The organism is Micromonospora sp. ALFpr18c, from assembly GCF_008868155.1.
GTDB lineage: Bacteria > Actinomycetota > Actinomycetes > Mycobacteriales > Micromonosporaceae > Micromonospora.
In genome coordinates this window covers 1-16199 of the sequence record NZ_WBKR01000150.1, presented here as the reverse complement: position 1 = coordinate 16199, position 16199 = coordinate 1, and the positions used below count along the sequence as shown (strand labels likewise).

13 protein-coding genes are annotated in these 16199 nt (G+C 72.2%); 6 read left to right on the top strand and 7 right to left on the bottom strand.

Annotated elements, in window-relative coordinates; translation table 11 throughout:
• Window positions 1–192 precede the first annotated feature (192 nt).
• The 5 genes from F8271_RS22915 to F8271_RS22895 form a co-directional block, all read right to left on the bottom strand.
• Window positions 193–807 (bottom strand): DinB family protein, encoded by a 615-nt coding sequence (locus F8271_RS22915; RefSeq protein ID WP_225854703.1) that lies wholly within the window; start codon window positions 805–807, stop codon window positions 193–195.
• Window positions 808–922: 115 nt separating this feature from the next.
• Entirely contained in the window at window positions 923–1351 is a 429-nt protein-coding gene (locus F8271_RS22910) for a hypothetical protein (RefSeq protein ID WP_225854702.1), read from the bottom strand.
• 20 nt (window positions 1352–1371) lie between these two features.
• Window positions 1372–5733 (bottom strand): toxin glutamine deamidase domain-containing protein, encoded by a 4362-nt coding sequence (locus tag F8271_RS22905; RefSeq protein WP_151491884.1) that lies wholly within the window; start codon window positions 5731–5733, stop codon window positions 1372–1374.
• Window positions 5734–5749: 16 nt separating this feature from the next.
• Complete coding sequence (locus F8271_RS22900; protein WP_151491883.1) at window positions 5750–6082, bottom strand: hypothetical protein; 333 nt, start codon at window positions 6080–6082, stop codon at window positions 5750–5752.
• Entirely contained in the window at window positions 6079–6501 is a 423-nt protein-coding gene (locus tag F8271_RS22895) for a YbaB/EbfC family nucleoid-associated protein (RefSeq protein WP_151491882.1), read from the bottom strand. The genes F8271_RS22900 and F8271_RS22895 overlap by 4 nt, the downstream gene beginning before the upstream one ends.
• A gap of 78 nt (window positions 6502–6579) precedes the next feature.
• On the opposite strand from F8271_RS22895, the gene F8271_RS22890 reads away from it, so the two are divergent.
• Window positions 6580–7821, top strand: coding sequence for an SUKH-3 domain-containing protein (locus F8271_RS22890; RefSeq protein WP_151491881.1), 1242 nt, complete (start codon window positions 6580–6582; stop codon window positions 7819–7821).
• On the opposite strand, the gene F8271_RS22885 is transcribed toward F8271_RS22890, so the two are convergent.
• Window positions 7818–9257 (bottom strand): aldehyde dehydrogenase family protein, encoded by a 1440-nt coding sequence (locus tag F8271_RS22885; RefSeq protein ID WP_151491880.1) that lies wholly within the window; start codon window positions 9255–9257, stop codon window positions 7818–7820. The genes F8271_RS22890 and F8271_RS22885 overlap by 4 nt on opposite strands.
• Window positions 9258–9397: 140 nt before the next feature.
• Between F8271_RS22885 and F8271_RS22880 the strand changes: the two genes are divergently transcribed.
• Entirely contained in the window at window positions 9398–10834 is a 1437-nt protein-coding gene (locus F8271_RS22880) for a gamma-aminobutyraldehyde dehydrogenase (RefSeq protein WP_151491879.1), read from the top strand.
• 27 nt (window positions 10835–10861) lie between these two features.
• On the top strand, window positions 10862–12178 hold the full coding sequence (gene gabT / locus F8271_RS22875; protein ID WP_151491878.1) for a 4-aminobutyrate--2-oxoglutarate transaminase: 1317 nt from the start codon (window positions 10862–10864) through the stop codon (window positions 12176–12178).
• Window positions 12179–12181: 3 nt separating this feature from the next.
• Here gabT and F8271_RS22870 read toward each other — a convergent pair whose 3' ends face one another.
• Window positions 12182–12856 carry a DUF5979 domain-containing protein gene (locus tag F8271_RS22870; protein WP_151491877.1) on the bottom strand — a complete coding sequence of 225 codons (675 nt, stop codon included), beginning with the start codon at window positions 12854–12856 and terminating at the stop codon, window positions 12182–12184.
• 165 nt (window positions 12857–13021) lie between these two features.
• On the opposite strand from F8271_RS22870, the gene F8271_RS22865 reads away from it, so the two are divergent.
• The 3 genes from F8271_RS22865 to F8271_RS22855 are packed head-to-tail and all read left to right on the top strand — an operon-like array spanning window position 13022 to window position 16197.
• On the top strand, window positions 13022–14305 hold the full coding sequence (locus F8271_RS22865) for a GAF domain-containing protein (RefSeq protein WP_151491876.1): 1284 nt from the start codon (window positions 13022–13024) through the stop codon (window positions 14303–14305).
• A 42-nt stretch (window positions 14306–14347) separates the two neighbouring features.
• The gene (gene adh, locus F8271_RS22860) at window positions 14348–15853 is read left to right on the top strand and encodes an aldehyde dehydrogenase (protein ID WP_151491875.1); all 1506 of its coding nucleotides are present in this window, start codon (window positions 14348–14350) and stop codon (window positions 15851–15853) included.
• On the top strand, window positions 15853–16197 hold the full coding sequence (locus tag F8271_RS22855) for a DUF779 domain-containing protein (protein ID WP_370461948.1): 345 nt from the start codon (window positions 15853–15855) through the stop codon (window positions 16195–16197). Before adh ends, F8271_RS22855 begins: the two co-directional genes overlap by 1 nt.
• Window positions 16198–16199: the final 2 nt, after the last annotated feature.

Sequence of the window (16199 nt, the reverse complement as noted above, 5' to 3'; positions counted from 1 at the left end):
TCCTGGCCTCGCTACGCAACCTCGCCATCAACGCCCTACGCCTGGCCGGCCGACCCGACATCACCGAAGCCACCCGCTGGGCAGCCCGCAACATGACCAGGCCATTCACCATCCTCGGCCTCACATCGTGATCATGAAACGGCCGTGGGCTGGGCGGCGGCCCTGAAGGGCCGGCGACAAAGTTTGCGACCATCACAGGCCGACCCTTCCGTCGATCCGCTCGCGCAGCAGATCAGCGTGGCCATTGTGGCGCGCGTACTCCTCGATCATGTGCACCAACAGCTCGCGCAGCACGACGACGTTGCCCTTCCGTTGCCGCCCCTGCACCTCAAGGTCCGGAGCCTCGGCCACGAACCGCTCGGCGAACTCGACCTCGGCCCGCCAGGCGCGTCGTGCCTCGTCGACCACTGCCGGATCGGCTAACGCGCCGTCGAAGTCCCCGTCGGGATCGTCATCCGAACAGTAGATCTGGGGCGCTTCCTGGCCAGCCATCGTCCGCCGGAACCACCCCCGCTCCACCTCCGCCAAGTGCCGGATCAAGCCGAGCAGCGACATCGTCGACGGCGGGACGGAACGGCGGGCCAACTGCTCGGCGTCCAAGCCGTCACATTTGCGCTCCAGCGTCAGGCGCTGGTTGCGCAGGAACTCGACGAGGACGGTCCGCTCATCGGCGAAATTGCCGCCCGAGCGCGGGTCGTCGCCCGAATGAACGAACATCGTCGACCAGCCGAAGACCCGCGTGGGTTCACCGCCGGAGATGTGAGGCTCGGCCCTGCTCTCGGCGTCCGACCCGGATCTCCGGGTCATGTCGACCTCCTCAACTCGTACTGGGCATCTGGATCGAATCGCTCGACCAGGTCGGGATCGAAAGCCCATCCTCGGCTGCGGTGCTCCCACAGGATCGCGTTACCCCAAGCCCCCATCAGTCACGAACAGTCCGGCCGGCGATATCGGGGTCCGCGCCAGGGTCGCCAGCGAGGCGCAGCTGCTCCTCGAACATCACGAACGTCCGCTGGCGGATTCCACGAATGAGGGCTCGCTCTCTGGGCGTCAGGTGGCGGTCTTCGGCCGTCGCCGCATCTCGAAGCGCCTGTATCGTCTCGTAGAGGGCGAAGATCGGCCCGTCGCCCTCGAGATAGTGCGCCCGAAAGCGTTCCACCTCCTGAACGAAGTCCTCTGGGGTGCGCCGAAAAATTTCACCCCCGACATCGAAGACAATTTCGCTGAAGAGATCGTTCTCCTCCTGCCAGCCGCCGGTGTCGATGGAAACCCGCCATGTCCTGGCACCACCCTCGGGCGTCTCCACGATCTTTACCGGCGACTGGTAGTAGAGGTAGTAAGAGGGCAGCATTAGACCTGGCATTTGAACCATCAAGCATTCCCCCTGTAGGTCGACTGCAGTGCATTCCAGAACAATTGCTGCTCGCGACGGAGGATCCCGTCTGCGATCGCTCCCTCGCGCCTCGTCAAGGCTCGGCCCTCGGCTCGGGCCAGGGCATCCACGTCACGGCGCACCTCATACAGCGCATGTTCCCAGACCGCTATCGCATCGAGCGCGGCCAGGTGCAGACGGAACTCGGCGAGGTGCCCGTTCCGCGTTCGCAGTACGAGTTGCAGGTCCCGGTAGCCGCTGTCCTCGGGAGAGATGAACCGGTCCTGGCAGCTCACGACCACGACGTCAGGGTCGTCACGTATTCGTCCGAGCGCCGCGTAGATGTCATCGAGACTACGAAACTCGACCTTGGCGGCGGCCAGGTCCAGCAGCTTCGACGCGTCGCCCTGGTGCTTGTTCACCTTGTCCTCGGCTCGGCGTCGCTGTTTCGGCTGAGACCGCCAGCCGGGCTCGCCGACCTGCTGACCGTCTACGTGTGCGAGCGAGACCGCCAATTGATTCAGCTCCGCCTGGGCGACGGCCGCCGCTGCGTAGAGGTCGTCGAGGTATTGCCGCCGATATGCCCCGTCGGCTTGACGACGCTTGTCAAAGCCCGGTTGGAAGGGCGGATCATCGGGCATCGGGATACTCCGGCTGATCCGCCGCTGATCATCCGTAAGCGGCGTCGGCTGTGGTTGGTCCACATCTCTTCTGTTGGTCGCGTTCTTCTGTCCCGCCGCCTGCAGTCCCGCAACCTCCTGCTGGGCGACATCGTTCAGGACCTCGGCGAGGACGTCGATGGCCTGCTGGTGGCTGGCCAGGTGGAAGAGGGTCAGCGGGCGAGCGGTCAACGACTTCCCGAGTTCCGGTGTGGACTCGATCATGCGGGCCAGATCGGGCCGCCGCACCAATTGCCGAACCAGGTTCTCGGCCAGGGCCGGCTCGTTCGAGGGCGGCTCCCGCCGGGCGTGGTCGAGCATGTCGCGGACCCGATCGTCGGCAAACAACCGCACGAGATCCCGGGCCGACGCCTCGTCCAGCTCCGGCAGGAGCCGACGAAGGGTGGGCGGATCGACCACTGACGCGAACTCAACGGGGCTCACCCCGGCCGCGAAGACCTGGTCCAGACTTTCGGCCAGCGTGACGGCGCGGGCCGGGTCAGCGGGCGGCGAGGGCTGATCCAACGTAGCGCCGGGCGACCGATCGCCGTCCGGCGATGACGAGGCCGCGCCCGGCCCGTCCAGGAGCAGGTACATCCGGTTGATGTACGGGTCGCCGTGGCCACCGTCGTCGCGTACCGGTGGGTGGTGCGGCAGGTCGGGCCGTTCGCTGAACCGGCCTCGGGGTAGTCCGCCGAGCGGCATGGGGCGGCCGCCTCCGTCGAGCACCAGCGCGTCGATGCCGACCACGTCGGGGTACAGCGGTCGGTCGCGGATGAGGCCGGTCTGCGGGTCGACGTAGAGGACGGTGCCGTTCTGGTTGAGCGCCACCCAGGCGTGCGAGCCTCCGCCGGCCCATTCGGTGACCAGGAACGCGTAGCTGCCGTGGCCGCCGAGCAGCAACTGGTCGTGCAGGTTGCGGTAGCTGCGGTCGGCGGCCTGCCGCGCGTGTGCGGGGTGCAGCCGTTGGCCGGGCGGCGGGGCGAGGACCTGCTGGAAACGACCACCGGTGACGTCTTCCACCCGGCCGGGCCCGCCGGCCTCGCCGCGGATCGGGCGACGGGTGTCGCCGTCGAGGTAGCCGTCGAAGGTGCGCGGTGCCGACACCCGCGGCCGTCCGTGCACCCATGTCTCGAACATCGACAGGGTGCAGTCCAGGCAGTTGATGCCCCGGGTGGCGTCGGCCATCGGACCGCCGTCGTTCAAGAGCCGGAACCAGGCGCCGCGGCGGGGGTCGGCGGTGCGGGTGACGTTGCCGTCCGGGTCGCGGGGCATCTGCCGTTCGACGTCGACCTGGTGCAGGGCCAGCGGCGGGCGCAGTCCGCCGGGCTGTCCGTATGGCCGGGAGTCGTCGATCGGCGGGGGTACGTCGTCGCCGGTGAGCCGGGATGGCCCGGCGGTCTCCACCGCGCCGAGGGCGAGCGCGCCCACGTCCTTGTTGGCCTGCCGGAAGGCGGCGTCGCCGATGTCGACGACCTGCGGTGCCCGGGTGCCGGCCAGCACCGCGTCGGCCAGGTCACGGCATTGGGTGTACGCGCGCGTCTCGTCGTTCGCGGCCCGCTGCCAGCCGTCGGCCCACCGGGGGTGGCCGGTCCGGTGCAGTTGCCGGGCGTAGGTGGCGTATTCGACGGCCCTGCGGTCGTGCTCGGCGGCCAGGGCGTGCAGTCGGTCGGCCTCGGCCTGCCGCCGGCTGTTCTCGAACTCGTTGCGTCGCGACTCGTAGTAGCCCCGGTAGCGTCGCCGCTCGGCGGCTTCCGCCTCGGCGGCCCACCGGGCCGCGTACCAGTCGCTGTCCTCGATCTCGGACTGCGAGGGTGCTGACAGGTCGGTGGGGATCGACGCCCGGCCGCGTGCCGGGTGGGCGGGTACGCGTCCCGGAGCGAACGCCTCCCGGATCGCGAAGGGCGAGGCCGGGCTGGCGAGCGGTGCCGGGCCGACGGTCGTGGCCGGGGTGCGGGACGTGGCCGGGGTGCTGGGCGGGCTCGTGGCCGGCGGGGACCACCCGGACGGGCCGGTGACACCCGGGGCAACCGAACCACCGTGTGGCGTGGCCTGGTCGAGAGTGCCGGCCGTGGGCGCCGCGACCGACGAGAGGGCGTCGGCCGTGGGCACCGCGACCGACGAGAGGGCGCCGGCCGTGGGCGCGGCCACCGACGAGAGGGTGGGGTCGGCGGCGATCGGGTGCGCTGGGCCGGGCCGGTCCGCGATGGCCGGGCCGTGCCCGTCCGGGGATGACACGGCCGCCTCGGTCGAGAGCACCGGACGACCCGGCGCGTCGCCGGCCAGCGGCGACGCCGACGACAGGCTCAGGTCCGAGGCGGTGGGCTGGGTCGGGCCGTGCGGGACGGCGGCTTCCGCGTCGCGCACCGACCCCGCCTGGTCGTGTACCGGCGACGCGAGCGTGTCCGCCCCGCCGAGCGCCGCCTGCGCCGCAACCACCGGCGACCCGACCACCGGCCCGGCCGCCTCCGCAGAGACCGACACCGACGCCGAGGAGGCCGCGCCCGAAGCGGCAGCACCCGAGGCGGCCGACACCGAAGACGCCGCATCCGTAGACGCCGACACCGTAGACGCCACCCCGGTGGACACCGAAGCCGCCGCGCCCGACGCCGAGGCAGAGCCGGATGCAGAGGCCAGAGGGGACGCCGGAGACAGCGGCTGGCCCGCGAGCGAGGCTCCCGCCAGGGCGTTGGCCTGCGCGTCCAGCTTGGCGTGCAGGGCGTGGTCGGTCTGTGCGGTGGCCGAGCCGGTGGCCCCGGAGGCGGCCGCGCGGGCGACGTCCTCGATCGAGGTCAGGCCCTGCCCGGTGGCCAGGCCGGCGGCAGCCTCGGCGAGCACCTCACCGGTCATCTCCCGGCCCAGGTGTTCACCGACCCGCGCGGCCCGACCGGTGGCGCGCCGCCCCAGGCCGGCCAGCGGTGCGACCGCCCCGCCGGCGAGGCCGCCGACGGCCGACGCGCCGAGGTCGGTCAGGTCCAGGCCGTGTGCCCGGCCGGTGGAATTCTGGTACGCCTGGGTCGCCAGGGTGACCCCGGCCTCCTCGGCCGCCTCCTCCAGTCCTTCCCGGGTGGCGCGCGTGGCCAGCCCGCGTACGCCGCCACGGGCGACCTCCTTGGCGGCCCGTTCGCCGGCCTCCTTCAGCCCGTGTTTGAGGGACTTGCTGGCCAGTTGCCCCATCAGACGTTTGAAGATCTGCTGGATCAGCAGGCGGGTCGCGGTGATCGCCGCTCCGGCGGCGGGCGACGCGGCACCGGCGGTGAGCACCGCCGCCACCGCCACCGTCAGCAGTTCGATGACCAGGATGCCCAGCTCGATCCAGACTTCGAGCTTGGCACCCTCGATGTCGCAGCCGCACTCCTCGACCAGTCGGCCCAGGTCGCTGGTGACGGCGAGCAGCACCGGCAGCGGTGCGTCGGCGCCCTCGGCGATCCCCCGCCAGGCTGCCTCGAACGCGGCGTCGACCGCACCGACGCCGCCGTATCCGGCGCGTACCTCGGTGGCGGCCGCGGCGGCGTCGCTGTGCGGCCCGGCGAGTACGGCGGCGACGGCGTACCACCGGTCGGCGACGTCCCAGACGGCCCGCTCGTCGCCCTCCGGCCACTGCACGCCGACGACCCAGTCGAGTGCCTCGTAGATCCAGCCGGGCACGTCCCAGGGTGCGTAGTCGAGCGGGTGCGGGATCGGGCTGGGGAGCACGCTCATCCGGATCGCCCCGCTGTCAGCGCCGGTCGGCGGCCCGGTCGAGCCGGGCGGCGCTGCTGCCGTCGGTCTGCACGCTCGCGTCGACCGCCTGGACCACGTCGGTGCCCAGCTCGGTGAGCCGGTGGCCGATGCCCGTCCAGGCCCGCAGGACGGTCTGCTCGAAGCCTCGGTAGCTGCGCTCGAACGCGGCGCCGATGTCGTCGCGGCCCCACGGGCGGGCGCCGCTGGCGGTTTCGATCTCGCCGCCCTCCGCCGCCCGTCGGGCGGTCACGGCGTCGCCGGCGAGGGCGAGGTCGGCACCGCCCCGGCGTGCTCGGGACGGATCGAGCCAGAGCTGCCCGTCGGTCATGCCGGCCCCTCGCCCCGGCCGAGTACGGCCTCGGCGCGCCCGAGCAGCGCGCCGAAATCTCCGGTGCGCAGGAACTCGACGGGGCCGGCGCCGGCCGGCACGTGCTCGGCCACCAACTCCCGGGTGGCGGCGCCGGCGGCGGTCGTGGCGGCCCGGATCGTCTCGGTAATTGTGCGGCTCAACGCCTCGGCGTCCCGGGCCTGATAGATGGCCGGGTCGAGGTCGACGGCCACCAACTCGCCCCGGGCACCGACGGTCGCGGTGACCTGCCCGTCGGCCGACCGCCGGGTCACCCGGACCGCGGCGAGTCGGGCTCGCAGCTCGTCCAGATTGGACCTGAGCTGCTGATACTGCCCGTACACGTCGTCGAATCGGGCCCGTAGCTCGCGATTGGCGTCCCGGTCCACGCGTTCGCTCACCGCCGCTCCTCCCGTCACCGTCGGTAGGCCGAACCATACCGGCCGCCATCGATCCGCGTAATCCGGTAGTTTCGGTGTGTGATCGACCGTCAACAGGCCGAGCAGCTCGCGGCCACCTGGGCTCGCCGTGATTCGCAGCGTCTCGGCCACGAGTGCACACCGATGGTCGACGAGTTCGATCTCGGCTACGTCATCACGTCCATCGTGCCCACCGAGGCGCGGACGGTCCCCGGTGACCTGCCGACGACCGTCATCGACAAGCAGACCGGGAAGGTCACCACCTGGCCGCGGGTGCCGAGCGACGTGGTGGCCGACATGTACCGGCGCAGCCAGCCGACCGGGCCGACGGCCGCCCGCACGGTGGACCAGTCGAGCCTGCTGGTCCGCGAGATCAGCCGGGTCGCCACCCCGAACACCACCGCCCATCTGACCATCGACGGTCGCATCTGGACGGCCCACGGCACGAAGGGCGACGTCCCGCTCAACCATCACCCGCTCGTGCGCACCTACCTGGATCGGCTGCCCCCGGGCGAGCTGGTCCGCGGCGGCGAGGGCCACGCCGAGCTGATCGTGGTGTCCGACGTGCTGCACGAGTACGACCACCTGCGGGCGGCCGAGGGCATCGCCCCGATGGGGCGGGCCGAGGCGGCGGCACTGCTGGACGGCGCGCGGTTCGAGATTTTCCGGATGCGTGAGCCGGGCGATCCGGCCGGTGGCGCGGCCGATCGGCCCTGCGACTCGTGCGTCAACTTCCTGGTGCGGGCGAACGTTCTGCCGGAGTCGGCTCGGGCGTACACCGAAACCTGGCTGCCGCCGACGGCGCCCGACCCGGACCCGGGCCGTTTCCCGCGCGAGGTGGCCGACGCGCTGGTGGCGGCCGGCTGGCGTCCGCACATCGGCGACCAGATCATGGCTGCCGCCGCCGTGCGGGACGTCACCGCCGTGGCGGGGCGCGCCCACCGGCACACGGTCTTCCCGGCCGCCATCGAGGCGTTGACCGCGTTCCCCAGCCTGGTCGGCGCGCGGCGCGGCCCCGGCGAGCAGGTGTGGATCTCCCGGTTCGACATCCGCCCGCACACGATCGCGCACACCGCCGACACGCTCGCCGACTTCGGCGCGGTGCTCGGCGTCCGGCTCTTTCCGATCGGCACCGAGCAGCAGGACAGCATCCTGGCGGTGGACGAGCGCGGCCGGGTCTTCGCCCTCGATCAGGCCGGCGAGTGGTTCCTCGGCGACACGATCGACGCCGCGCTGACCACCCTGCTGCTCGGCCGTGCGCCGGCCCGGGTCCGCGACGACGGCACCTGGCAGGCCGGCTAGAGCGCGAGGCCGGTCAGCACCATGACGCGCGGCTCGGTGTAGTCGTCCATCGCACTGCGCAGTCCCTCCCGGCCGACGCCGCTGCCCTTGACGCCGCCGTACGGCATCTGGTCGGCCCGGTACGACGGCACGTCGCCGACGATCACCCCACCCACGTCGAGGGTCCGCGCGGCGGAGAAGGCCACGTCCAGACGGTGGGTGAACACGCCGGCCTGCAGCCCGTACGCCGAGTCGTTGACCGCGGCGAACGCGGCCTGGTCGTCGGCGACGGGCGCGACCACCAGCACCGGCCCGAACACCTCCTCGGCGACGACCTTGGCGTCGGCGGGCACGCCGGTGAGCACGGTCGGAGGGTACGTGGCGCCGTCGCGGTCGCCGCCGACCTCGACGGTGGCACCGGCCGCGACGGCCTCGGCCACCCACGTCTCGACCCGGCGGGCCGCGTCCTCGGACACCATCGGGCCGACGTCGGTCGACTCGGAGGTGGGGTCGCCGGTGCGCAGCGCGCGTACCGCCGCGACCAGCCGGGGCAGGAAGTCGGCATACACCGTGTGGTGCACGTACACCCGCTGGACGGCGATGCACGACTGGCCGGCCTGGTAGTTGGCGAACGTGGCGATCCGCCGCGCGGCGACGTCCAGATCGTCGTCCGACGTCCAGTCGGCGCAGAGCACGGCCGCCGCGTTGCCGCCCAGTTCCAGCGTGACGTGCTTCTCCGGCACCTGACGGCGGATGGCCGCGCCGACCGGACCGGACCCGGTGAACGACACCACCGGCAGCCGGGGGTCGCTGACCAGCTCGGCGGCGCGGTCGTTGGGCAGCGGCAGCACCGAGAACATGCCGGCCGGGAGGTCGGTCTCGGCCAGCAGCTCGCCGAGCAGCAACGCGGACAGCGGTGTCGCCGGCGCCGGCTTGACGATGATCGGGGCACCGACCGCGATGGCCGGCGCCACCTTGTGCGCGACGAGGTTGAGCGGAAAGTTGAACGGCGCGATGCCCAGCACCGGCCCCTTCGGTACCCGCCGGACCAGAGCGATCCGGCCGGTGGCGGTCGGGTCGGTGTCGAGTCGTTGCAGGTCTCCGGAGAAGCGCCGGGTCTCCTCGGCGGCCCACCGGAAGGTGGAGACGGCGCGTCCGACCTCCGCGCGAGCCCACTTCACCGGCTTGCCGTTCTCGGCGGTGATCAGCGCGGCGACCTCGTCGGCGCGTTCGGCGAGCCGCCGGGACACGTGGTCGAGGGCCGCCGCGCGGGCGTGCGCGGGCAGGGCCGCGGCCTGCGCGGCCACACCGGCCGCTGCCGCGACGGCGGCGTCGACCTGGTCGGGCGTGGCGAGGGTGGTACGCCCCACCGGGCGGCCGTCGTACGGGTGGTGGACGGTCAGCTCACCCTCGCCGTGGGCGGGGCGGGACGCGACGAAGAAGGCTGCGGGCTCCACGCCGAGCAGCGTAGACGAGACAGCGGTCGACGGAAACAGTCGCCGTAGCCCTTGTCTGCCGCGAATTCAGTAGCCAAGATGGCAGACAGATTGCGATAACCGCCGCAGACCGCAACCCCGGCCCTCGGAGAGATCCCCTCATGAGTGATCAGCAGCAGCTGCGCAACTTCGTCAACGGCTCCTCCGTCGAACCGGCCGACGGCGGGTACGCCGACCTGATCGACCCCTGCACCGGTGAGGTGTTCGCCCAGGCCCCGGTCTCCGGGGCCGCCGACGTGGACGCGGCGATGAGCGCCGCCGCCACCGCGTTCGAGAGTTGGCGCGACGTCACGCCCGCCGAGCGGCAGAAGGCGCTGCTCAAGCTCGCCGACGCGGTGGAGGCGCGGGCGGCCGAGCTGGTCGACGCCGAGGTGCGCAACACCGGCAAGCCCCGCCAGCTCACCGCCGAGGAGGAACTGCCCCCGGCGGTGGACCAGTTCCGCTTCTTCGCCGGCGCCGCCCGGATGTTGGAGGGGCGGTCCGCCGGGGAGTACATGGCCGGGCACACCTCGTACGTGCGGCGGGAGCCGATCGGCGTCTGCGCCCAGGTCACCCCGTGGAACTACCCGCTGATGATGGCGGTCTGGAAGATCGCCCCGGCGCTCGCCGCCGGCAACACGGTGGTGCTCAAGCCGTCGGACACCACGCCGGTGTCGACGCTGCTGCTCGCCGAGATCGCCGCCGAGTTCTTCCCGCCGGGTGTGTTCAACGTGGTCTGCGGCGACCGGGACACCGGTCGTACCCTCGTGTCGCACCCGACCCCGCAGCTGGTGTCGATCACCGGCTCGACCCGCGCGGGCATGGAGGTCGCCGCCGCGGCGGCCCCCGACCTGAAGCGGACCCACCTCGAGTTGGGCGGCAAGGCCCCGGTGGTGATCTTCGACGACGCGGACGTGGCGGCGGCGGCCGGGGCCATCGCGGTGGGCGGCTACTTCAACGCCGGGCAGGACTGCACGGCGGCGACCCGGGTGCTGGCCGGCCCGGGCATCCACGACGACTTCGTGGCGGCGCTCGCCGAGCAGGCCCGCGGCACGAAGACCGGTGCTCCGGACGACGCCGACGTGCTCTACGGTCCGTTGAACAACGCCAACCAGCTCGCCCGGGTCAGCGGCTTCGTCGACCGGCTGCCGGACCACGCCGCCATCCAGACCGGCGGCTCCCGGCAGGGTGAGCGCGGCTATTTCTACGCGCCGACGGTGGTCTCCGGGCTGCGCCAGGCCGACGAGATCATCCAGGACGAGGTGTTCGGACCGGTCATCACCGTGCAGCGGTTCTCCGACGAGGACGAGGCGGTGCGCTGGGCCAACGGCGTCGACTACGGCCTGTCCGCGTCGGTGTGGACGCGCGACCACGGCCGGGCGATGCGGATGACCCGCCGGCTGGACTTCGGGTGCGTCTGGGTCAACACGCACATCCCGTTCGTGTCGGAGATGCCGCACGGCGGCTTCAAGCACTCCGGGCACGGCAAGGACCTCTCGGTCTACAGCCTGGAGGACTACACCCGGATCAAGCACGTCATGCACAACATCGAGGGCTGACCCGTGAGCGCGAGGAGTGAGCCGGGTTTGCGAGCCCCGCAGTCGCGAACGAAGAGCGGCGCTGCGCCCTCGAGCGAGGAGCTGCACAAGCGCCGGGGCGATGCCGTCGCCCGGGGTGTCGGCAGCGTCATCGGGTCGTACGTGGACACCGCGTCCGGCGGGACGATCACCGACGTGGACGGCCGGGAGTGGATCGACTTCGCCGCCGGCATCGCGGTGACCAGCGTCGGCAACTCCGCCCCGAAGGTGGTCGAGGCGGTCCGCGCCCAGGTGGAGCGGTTCACCCACACCTGCTTCATGGTCGCGCCGTACGAGTCGTACGTGGCGGTGTGCGAGCAGCTCAACGCGCTGACGCCGGGCGGGTTCGAGAAACGCTCGGCGCTGTTCAACTCCGGCGCGGAGGCGGTGGAGAACGCGGTCAAGATCGCCCGACACGCCACCGGTCGTCCGGCGGTGGTGGTCTTCGACCACGCGTACCACGGCCGGACCAACCTGACCATGGCGTTGACCGCGAAGAACATGCCGTACAAGCACCGGTTCGGGCCGTTCGCCGGAGAGATCTACCGGGTGCCGATGTCGTACCCGCTGCGCGACGGCGGGCTCTCCGGGGCGGAGGCGGCGGCACGGGCGATCGAGATGGTCGAGAAGCAGGTGGGAGCGGAGAACGTCGCCGCGCTGGTGATCGAGCCGATCCAGGGTGAGGGCGGCTTCGTGGTGCCGGCGCCGGGGTTCCTGCCGGCGCTGCGGGCCTGGGCCACGGCCGCCGGGGTGGTGTTCGTCGCCGACGAGATCCAGACCGGCTTCTGCCGTACCGGCGACTGGTTCGCCTGCGAGCACGAGGGGGTCGAACCGGATCTGGTCACCCTGGCCAAGGGCATCGCCGGTGGCCTGCCCCTCGCCGCGGTGACCGGGCGGGCCGAGCTGATGGACGCGGTGCACGTGGGCGGTCTCGGCGGCACGTACGGCGGCAACCCGATCGCCTGCGCCGCCGCGCTGGCGACCATCGACACCATGCACGAGCTGGACCTGGCCGGCGCGGCCCGCCGGATCGAGTCCGTGCTGGCCCCCCGGCTGCGGGCCGTCGCCGAACGGGATCCCCGGATCGCCGAGGTACGCGGGCGCGGCGCGATGCTCGCCGTGGAGCTGGTGCAGCCGGGCACCCTCGTCCCCGACCCGGTCGCCACGGCGGCCATCTCGGCGGCCTGCCACGCCGCCGGCCTGCTCACCCTGACCTGCGGCACGTACGGCAACGTGCTGCGTTTCCTGCCCCCGCTGGTGATCTCCGACGAGCAGCTCACCCGGGGCGCCGACATCCTCGACGGCGCCCTCGGGAGACCTGACTGACGCCTAGCGGACGACCTCCACCGTGTTGCGGCGGACCAGGTTCTTGCCGGGTTCACGGATCTGGTCCATCGCCGCCGAGTTGAGCAGCACGCAACTGCCCGACGGGCCGGTCACCGTCACCGTGGTCGCCCGGTTGTTGTCCAGGTTGGTCACCCGCAGCCGGGTGCCCACCGGGAACTGACCGCTGGTCGCCGCCGGCCCGGCCGCCTCCTCGAAGAACGTGATCGCACCCGGGCACGCCGAGCGGGGCGCCGGGCCGGGCGCACCGGGGGACGCGGCACCGGGGCGTACCGTGCCGGCGGGCGGCGCGTCGGCGGCCGGCGGCGCGGCGTCGAGGCGTTCCACCACGTTGCGGCGGATCACGTTCTTGCCCGGCTCCCGCACGAGGTCCATGGCCGCCGCGTTGAGCAGCACACAACTGCCCGACGGACCGGTCACCGTCACCGTGGCGGCCCGGTTGTTGTCCAGGTTGGTCACCCGCAGCCGGGTACCCACCGGAAACCGGTCGCTGGTCGCCGCCGGGGCCCCGCCCTCGGCCGAGAAGGTGACCGAGCCGGAGCACACCGACGACCGTGCCGGGGCGGTGCCGGCGAACCCGAACCCGGTCCCCACCGCCACACCCGCCGTGGCGAGCACCGCCACCGTCGCCGCCAGCACGTGCTTGCGCTGCACCCTCATCGCCCGTCGCTCCCGTCCTCGATGGTGTTCTTCACCGCGTGGTACGGACGGGAGCGCCCTACCGTTCAGCCGCAGCCGACACTCTCCGCACCTCCGTCCCGCCGGACCCGACGGTTGGCGATCGAGGGTGAGCTGCGTCACGATGGGGGTCGAGGAGGTCGCCCCATGGCTGACCCGTGGCTCGCCCTGGAGTTCGGCGTCGATCCGGCCGAGCGGATCGCGCAGGTCGGTGCCGCCCACGAGGCGTTCCTCACCGCCGGCGCGGCGCCACACCGGGTCCGTGAGGTGGTCCGTCGATCCTGGGAACGCTCGGCGCGACTCGACCCGGAGGCCACCCCGCCGGTCGACCTGACCGACGACGCGCTGGCCGCGTACCGGGCCGCGCATCCGCTGGCCCGCGTGCTGCCACTCTTCCGGGACCTGCTCGGCGGCATCGCGCAGGACGGCGCGCACCTGATGGCCGTGTGCGACGCGTACGGGCGGCTGCTCTGGGTCGAGGGGCACCCGGGGGTGCTCCGGCACGCCGAGCGGATGAACTTCGTGCCCGGCGCACGCTGGGACGAGACCCACGCCGGCACCAACGCCCCGGGCACCGCGCTGGCCGTCGACCACAGCGTGCAGATCTTCGCCACCGAGCACTTCAGCCGGCCGGTGCAGCGCTGGACCTGCGCGGCCGCGCCGATCCACGACCCGGCCACCGGGCTGCTGCTCGGCGCGGTCGACATCACCGGCGGCGACAACCTGGCCAACCCGCACAGCCTCGCGCTGGTCCGGGCCACCGCCCGCGCCGCCGAGGCGCAACTCGCCGGGGACCGACCGGTGCAGCCGGGCGTCGCCGTCGTGACCGCGCTCGGTCGCGACGAGGCGGAACTGCGCATCGACGGGCGACGCATCCGACTCGGCCGCCGACACAGCGAGCTGCTGGTGCTGCTGCTGCACCACCCCGAAGGCCGCACCGGCGAACAGCTCGGCCTCGACCTCTACGGCGACGACCGGCTGCACCCGGTCACCCTGCGCGCGGAGCTGTCCCGGTTGCGCCGGGTGCTCGGGCCGGAGCTGCTCGACTCCCGCCCGTACCGGCTGCGCGGCACCATCCGGGCCGACTTCACCACCATGGCCGCACGGCTCGACCAGGGCGATGTCGCGGGCGCGCTCGACGCGTACCCCGGGCCGTTGCTGCCCGGATCGGACGCGCCGGGAGTGGCGCGACTGCGCCGGCTGATCGACGGCCAGCTCCGCGCGGCCGTGCTGGCCACCGCGGACCCGGCGCTGCTCACGGCGTGGACCGCGACGCCCGCCGGCGCCGACGACCTGGCCGCCTGGCAGGCCCTGGCGCGGGCGTTGCCAGTGGGCACGCCCCGCCGGCCGCTCGCCCTGGCCCGCATCGACCAGCTTGCCGGGGAGTACGACCTCACGCGCGCAACGTGGCTGCAACGTTCTGGAAACTAGCGTCGCCGTCGGCACACCCGCACCACGACGGCGGAGGTAACCATGACGCGCTACGACGCGCCCACCCACTGGCAGTCCCGTTACGACCACTTCATCGGCGGCGAGTACGTCAAGCCGCACGGCGGTGGCTACTTCGAGAACCCCACCCCGGTCACCGGCCAAACCTTCACCGAGGTGGCCCGGGGCACCGCCCCGGACATCGAGAAGGCCCTGGACGCCGCCCACGGCGCCGCCGACGCCTGGGGGCGCACCTCGGTGGCCGAGCGGGCCCTGATCCTCAACCGAATCGCCGACCGCATGCAGGACAACCTGGAGTCCCTGGCGATCGCCGAGAGCTGGGAGAACGGCAAACCCGTCCGGGAGACCCTCGCCGCGGACATTCCGCTGGCCATCGACCACTTCCGGTACTTCGCCGGAGCGATCCGGGCCCAGGAGGGCTCGCTCGGCGAGATCGACGACGACACCGTGGCCTACCACTTCCACGAGCCGCTCGGTGTGGTCGGGCAGATCATCCCGTGGAACTTCCCGATCCTCATGGCCACCTGGAAGCTGGCACCCGCTCTGGCGGCCGGCAATGCCGTGGTGCTCAAGCCGGCCGAGCAGACCCCGGCGTCCATCCACTACTGGCTGTCGCTGGTGGCGGACCTGCTGCCGCCGGGCGTGCTCAACATCGTCAACGGCTTCGGGGTGGAGGCCGGCAAGCCGCTGGCGTCCTCGGCCCGGGTGGCCAAGGTGGCGTTCACCGGCGAGACCACCACCGGGCGGCTGATCATGCAGTACGCCAGCGAGAACATCAAACCCGTCACCCTGGAGCTGGGCGGCAAGAGCCCGAACATCTTCTTCGACGACGTCAGCGCCACCTCCGACGACTTCCTGGACAAGGCCCTGGAAGGCTTCACCATGTTCGCGCTCAACCAGGGCGAGGTGTGCACGTGCCCGTCCCGGGCGCTGATCCAGCAGGGCCACTACAGCGACTTCCTGGCCGCCGCGGTCTCCCGCACTGAGCAGATCACGCAGGGGCACCCCCTGGACACCGACACGATGATCGGCGCGCAGGCCTCCAACGACCAGTTGGAGAAGATCCTGTCCTACCTGGACATCGGCCGGCAGGAGGGCGCTCACGTGCTCACCGGCGGGTCGCGCGCCGACCTGGGCGGCGACCTGTCCGGCGGGTACTACGTCGAGCCGACCATCTTCGAGGGCGACAACTCGATGCGGATCTTCCAGGAGGAAATCTTCGGCCCGGTGGTCTCGGTGACCTCCTTCGCCGACCTCGACGACGCCGTCAAGATCGCCAACGACACCCTGTACGGGTTGGGCGCCGGCGTGTGGTCCCGGGACATGAACACCGCCTACCGGGCCGGGCGGGCCATCCAGGCCGGGCGGGTGTGGACCAACTGCTACCACGCGTACCCGGCGCACGCCGCGTTCGGCGGGTACAAGCAGTCCGGCATCGGCCGGGAGAACCACAAGATGATGCTGGAGCACTACCAGCAGACCAAGAACCTGCTGGTCAGCTACTCCACCCAGAAGCTCGGATTCTTCTGATGTCCGTCGTCTCACTCACCCCCGCAGCGGCCGAGTTGATCCGGTCGCTGCGGGGGCGGCACGGGCCGCTGATGTTCCACCAGTCCGGCGGCTGCTGCGACGGCAGCGCCCCGATGTGCTTCCCGGCAGGCGAGTTCCGCACCGGCTCGTCGGACGTGCTGCTCGCCTCGCTCTCGGTCGACGGGGTGTCCGAGCCGGTCGAGTTCTGGATGTCGACCGCCCAGTGGGACCTGTGGAAACACACGAGACTGACCGTCGACGTGGTCCCCGGCCGAGGCAGCGGCTTCTCCCTGGAAGCCCCCGAAGGCCTCCGCTTCCTCATCCGCTCCCACCTAGCGCCCTAACA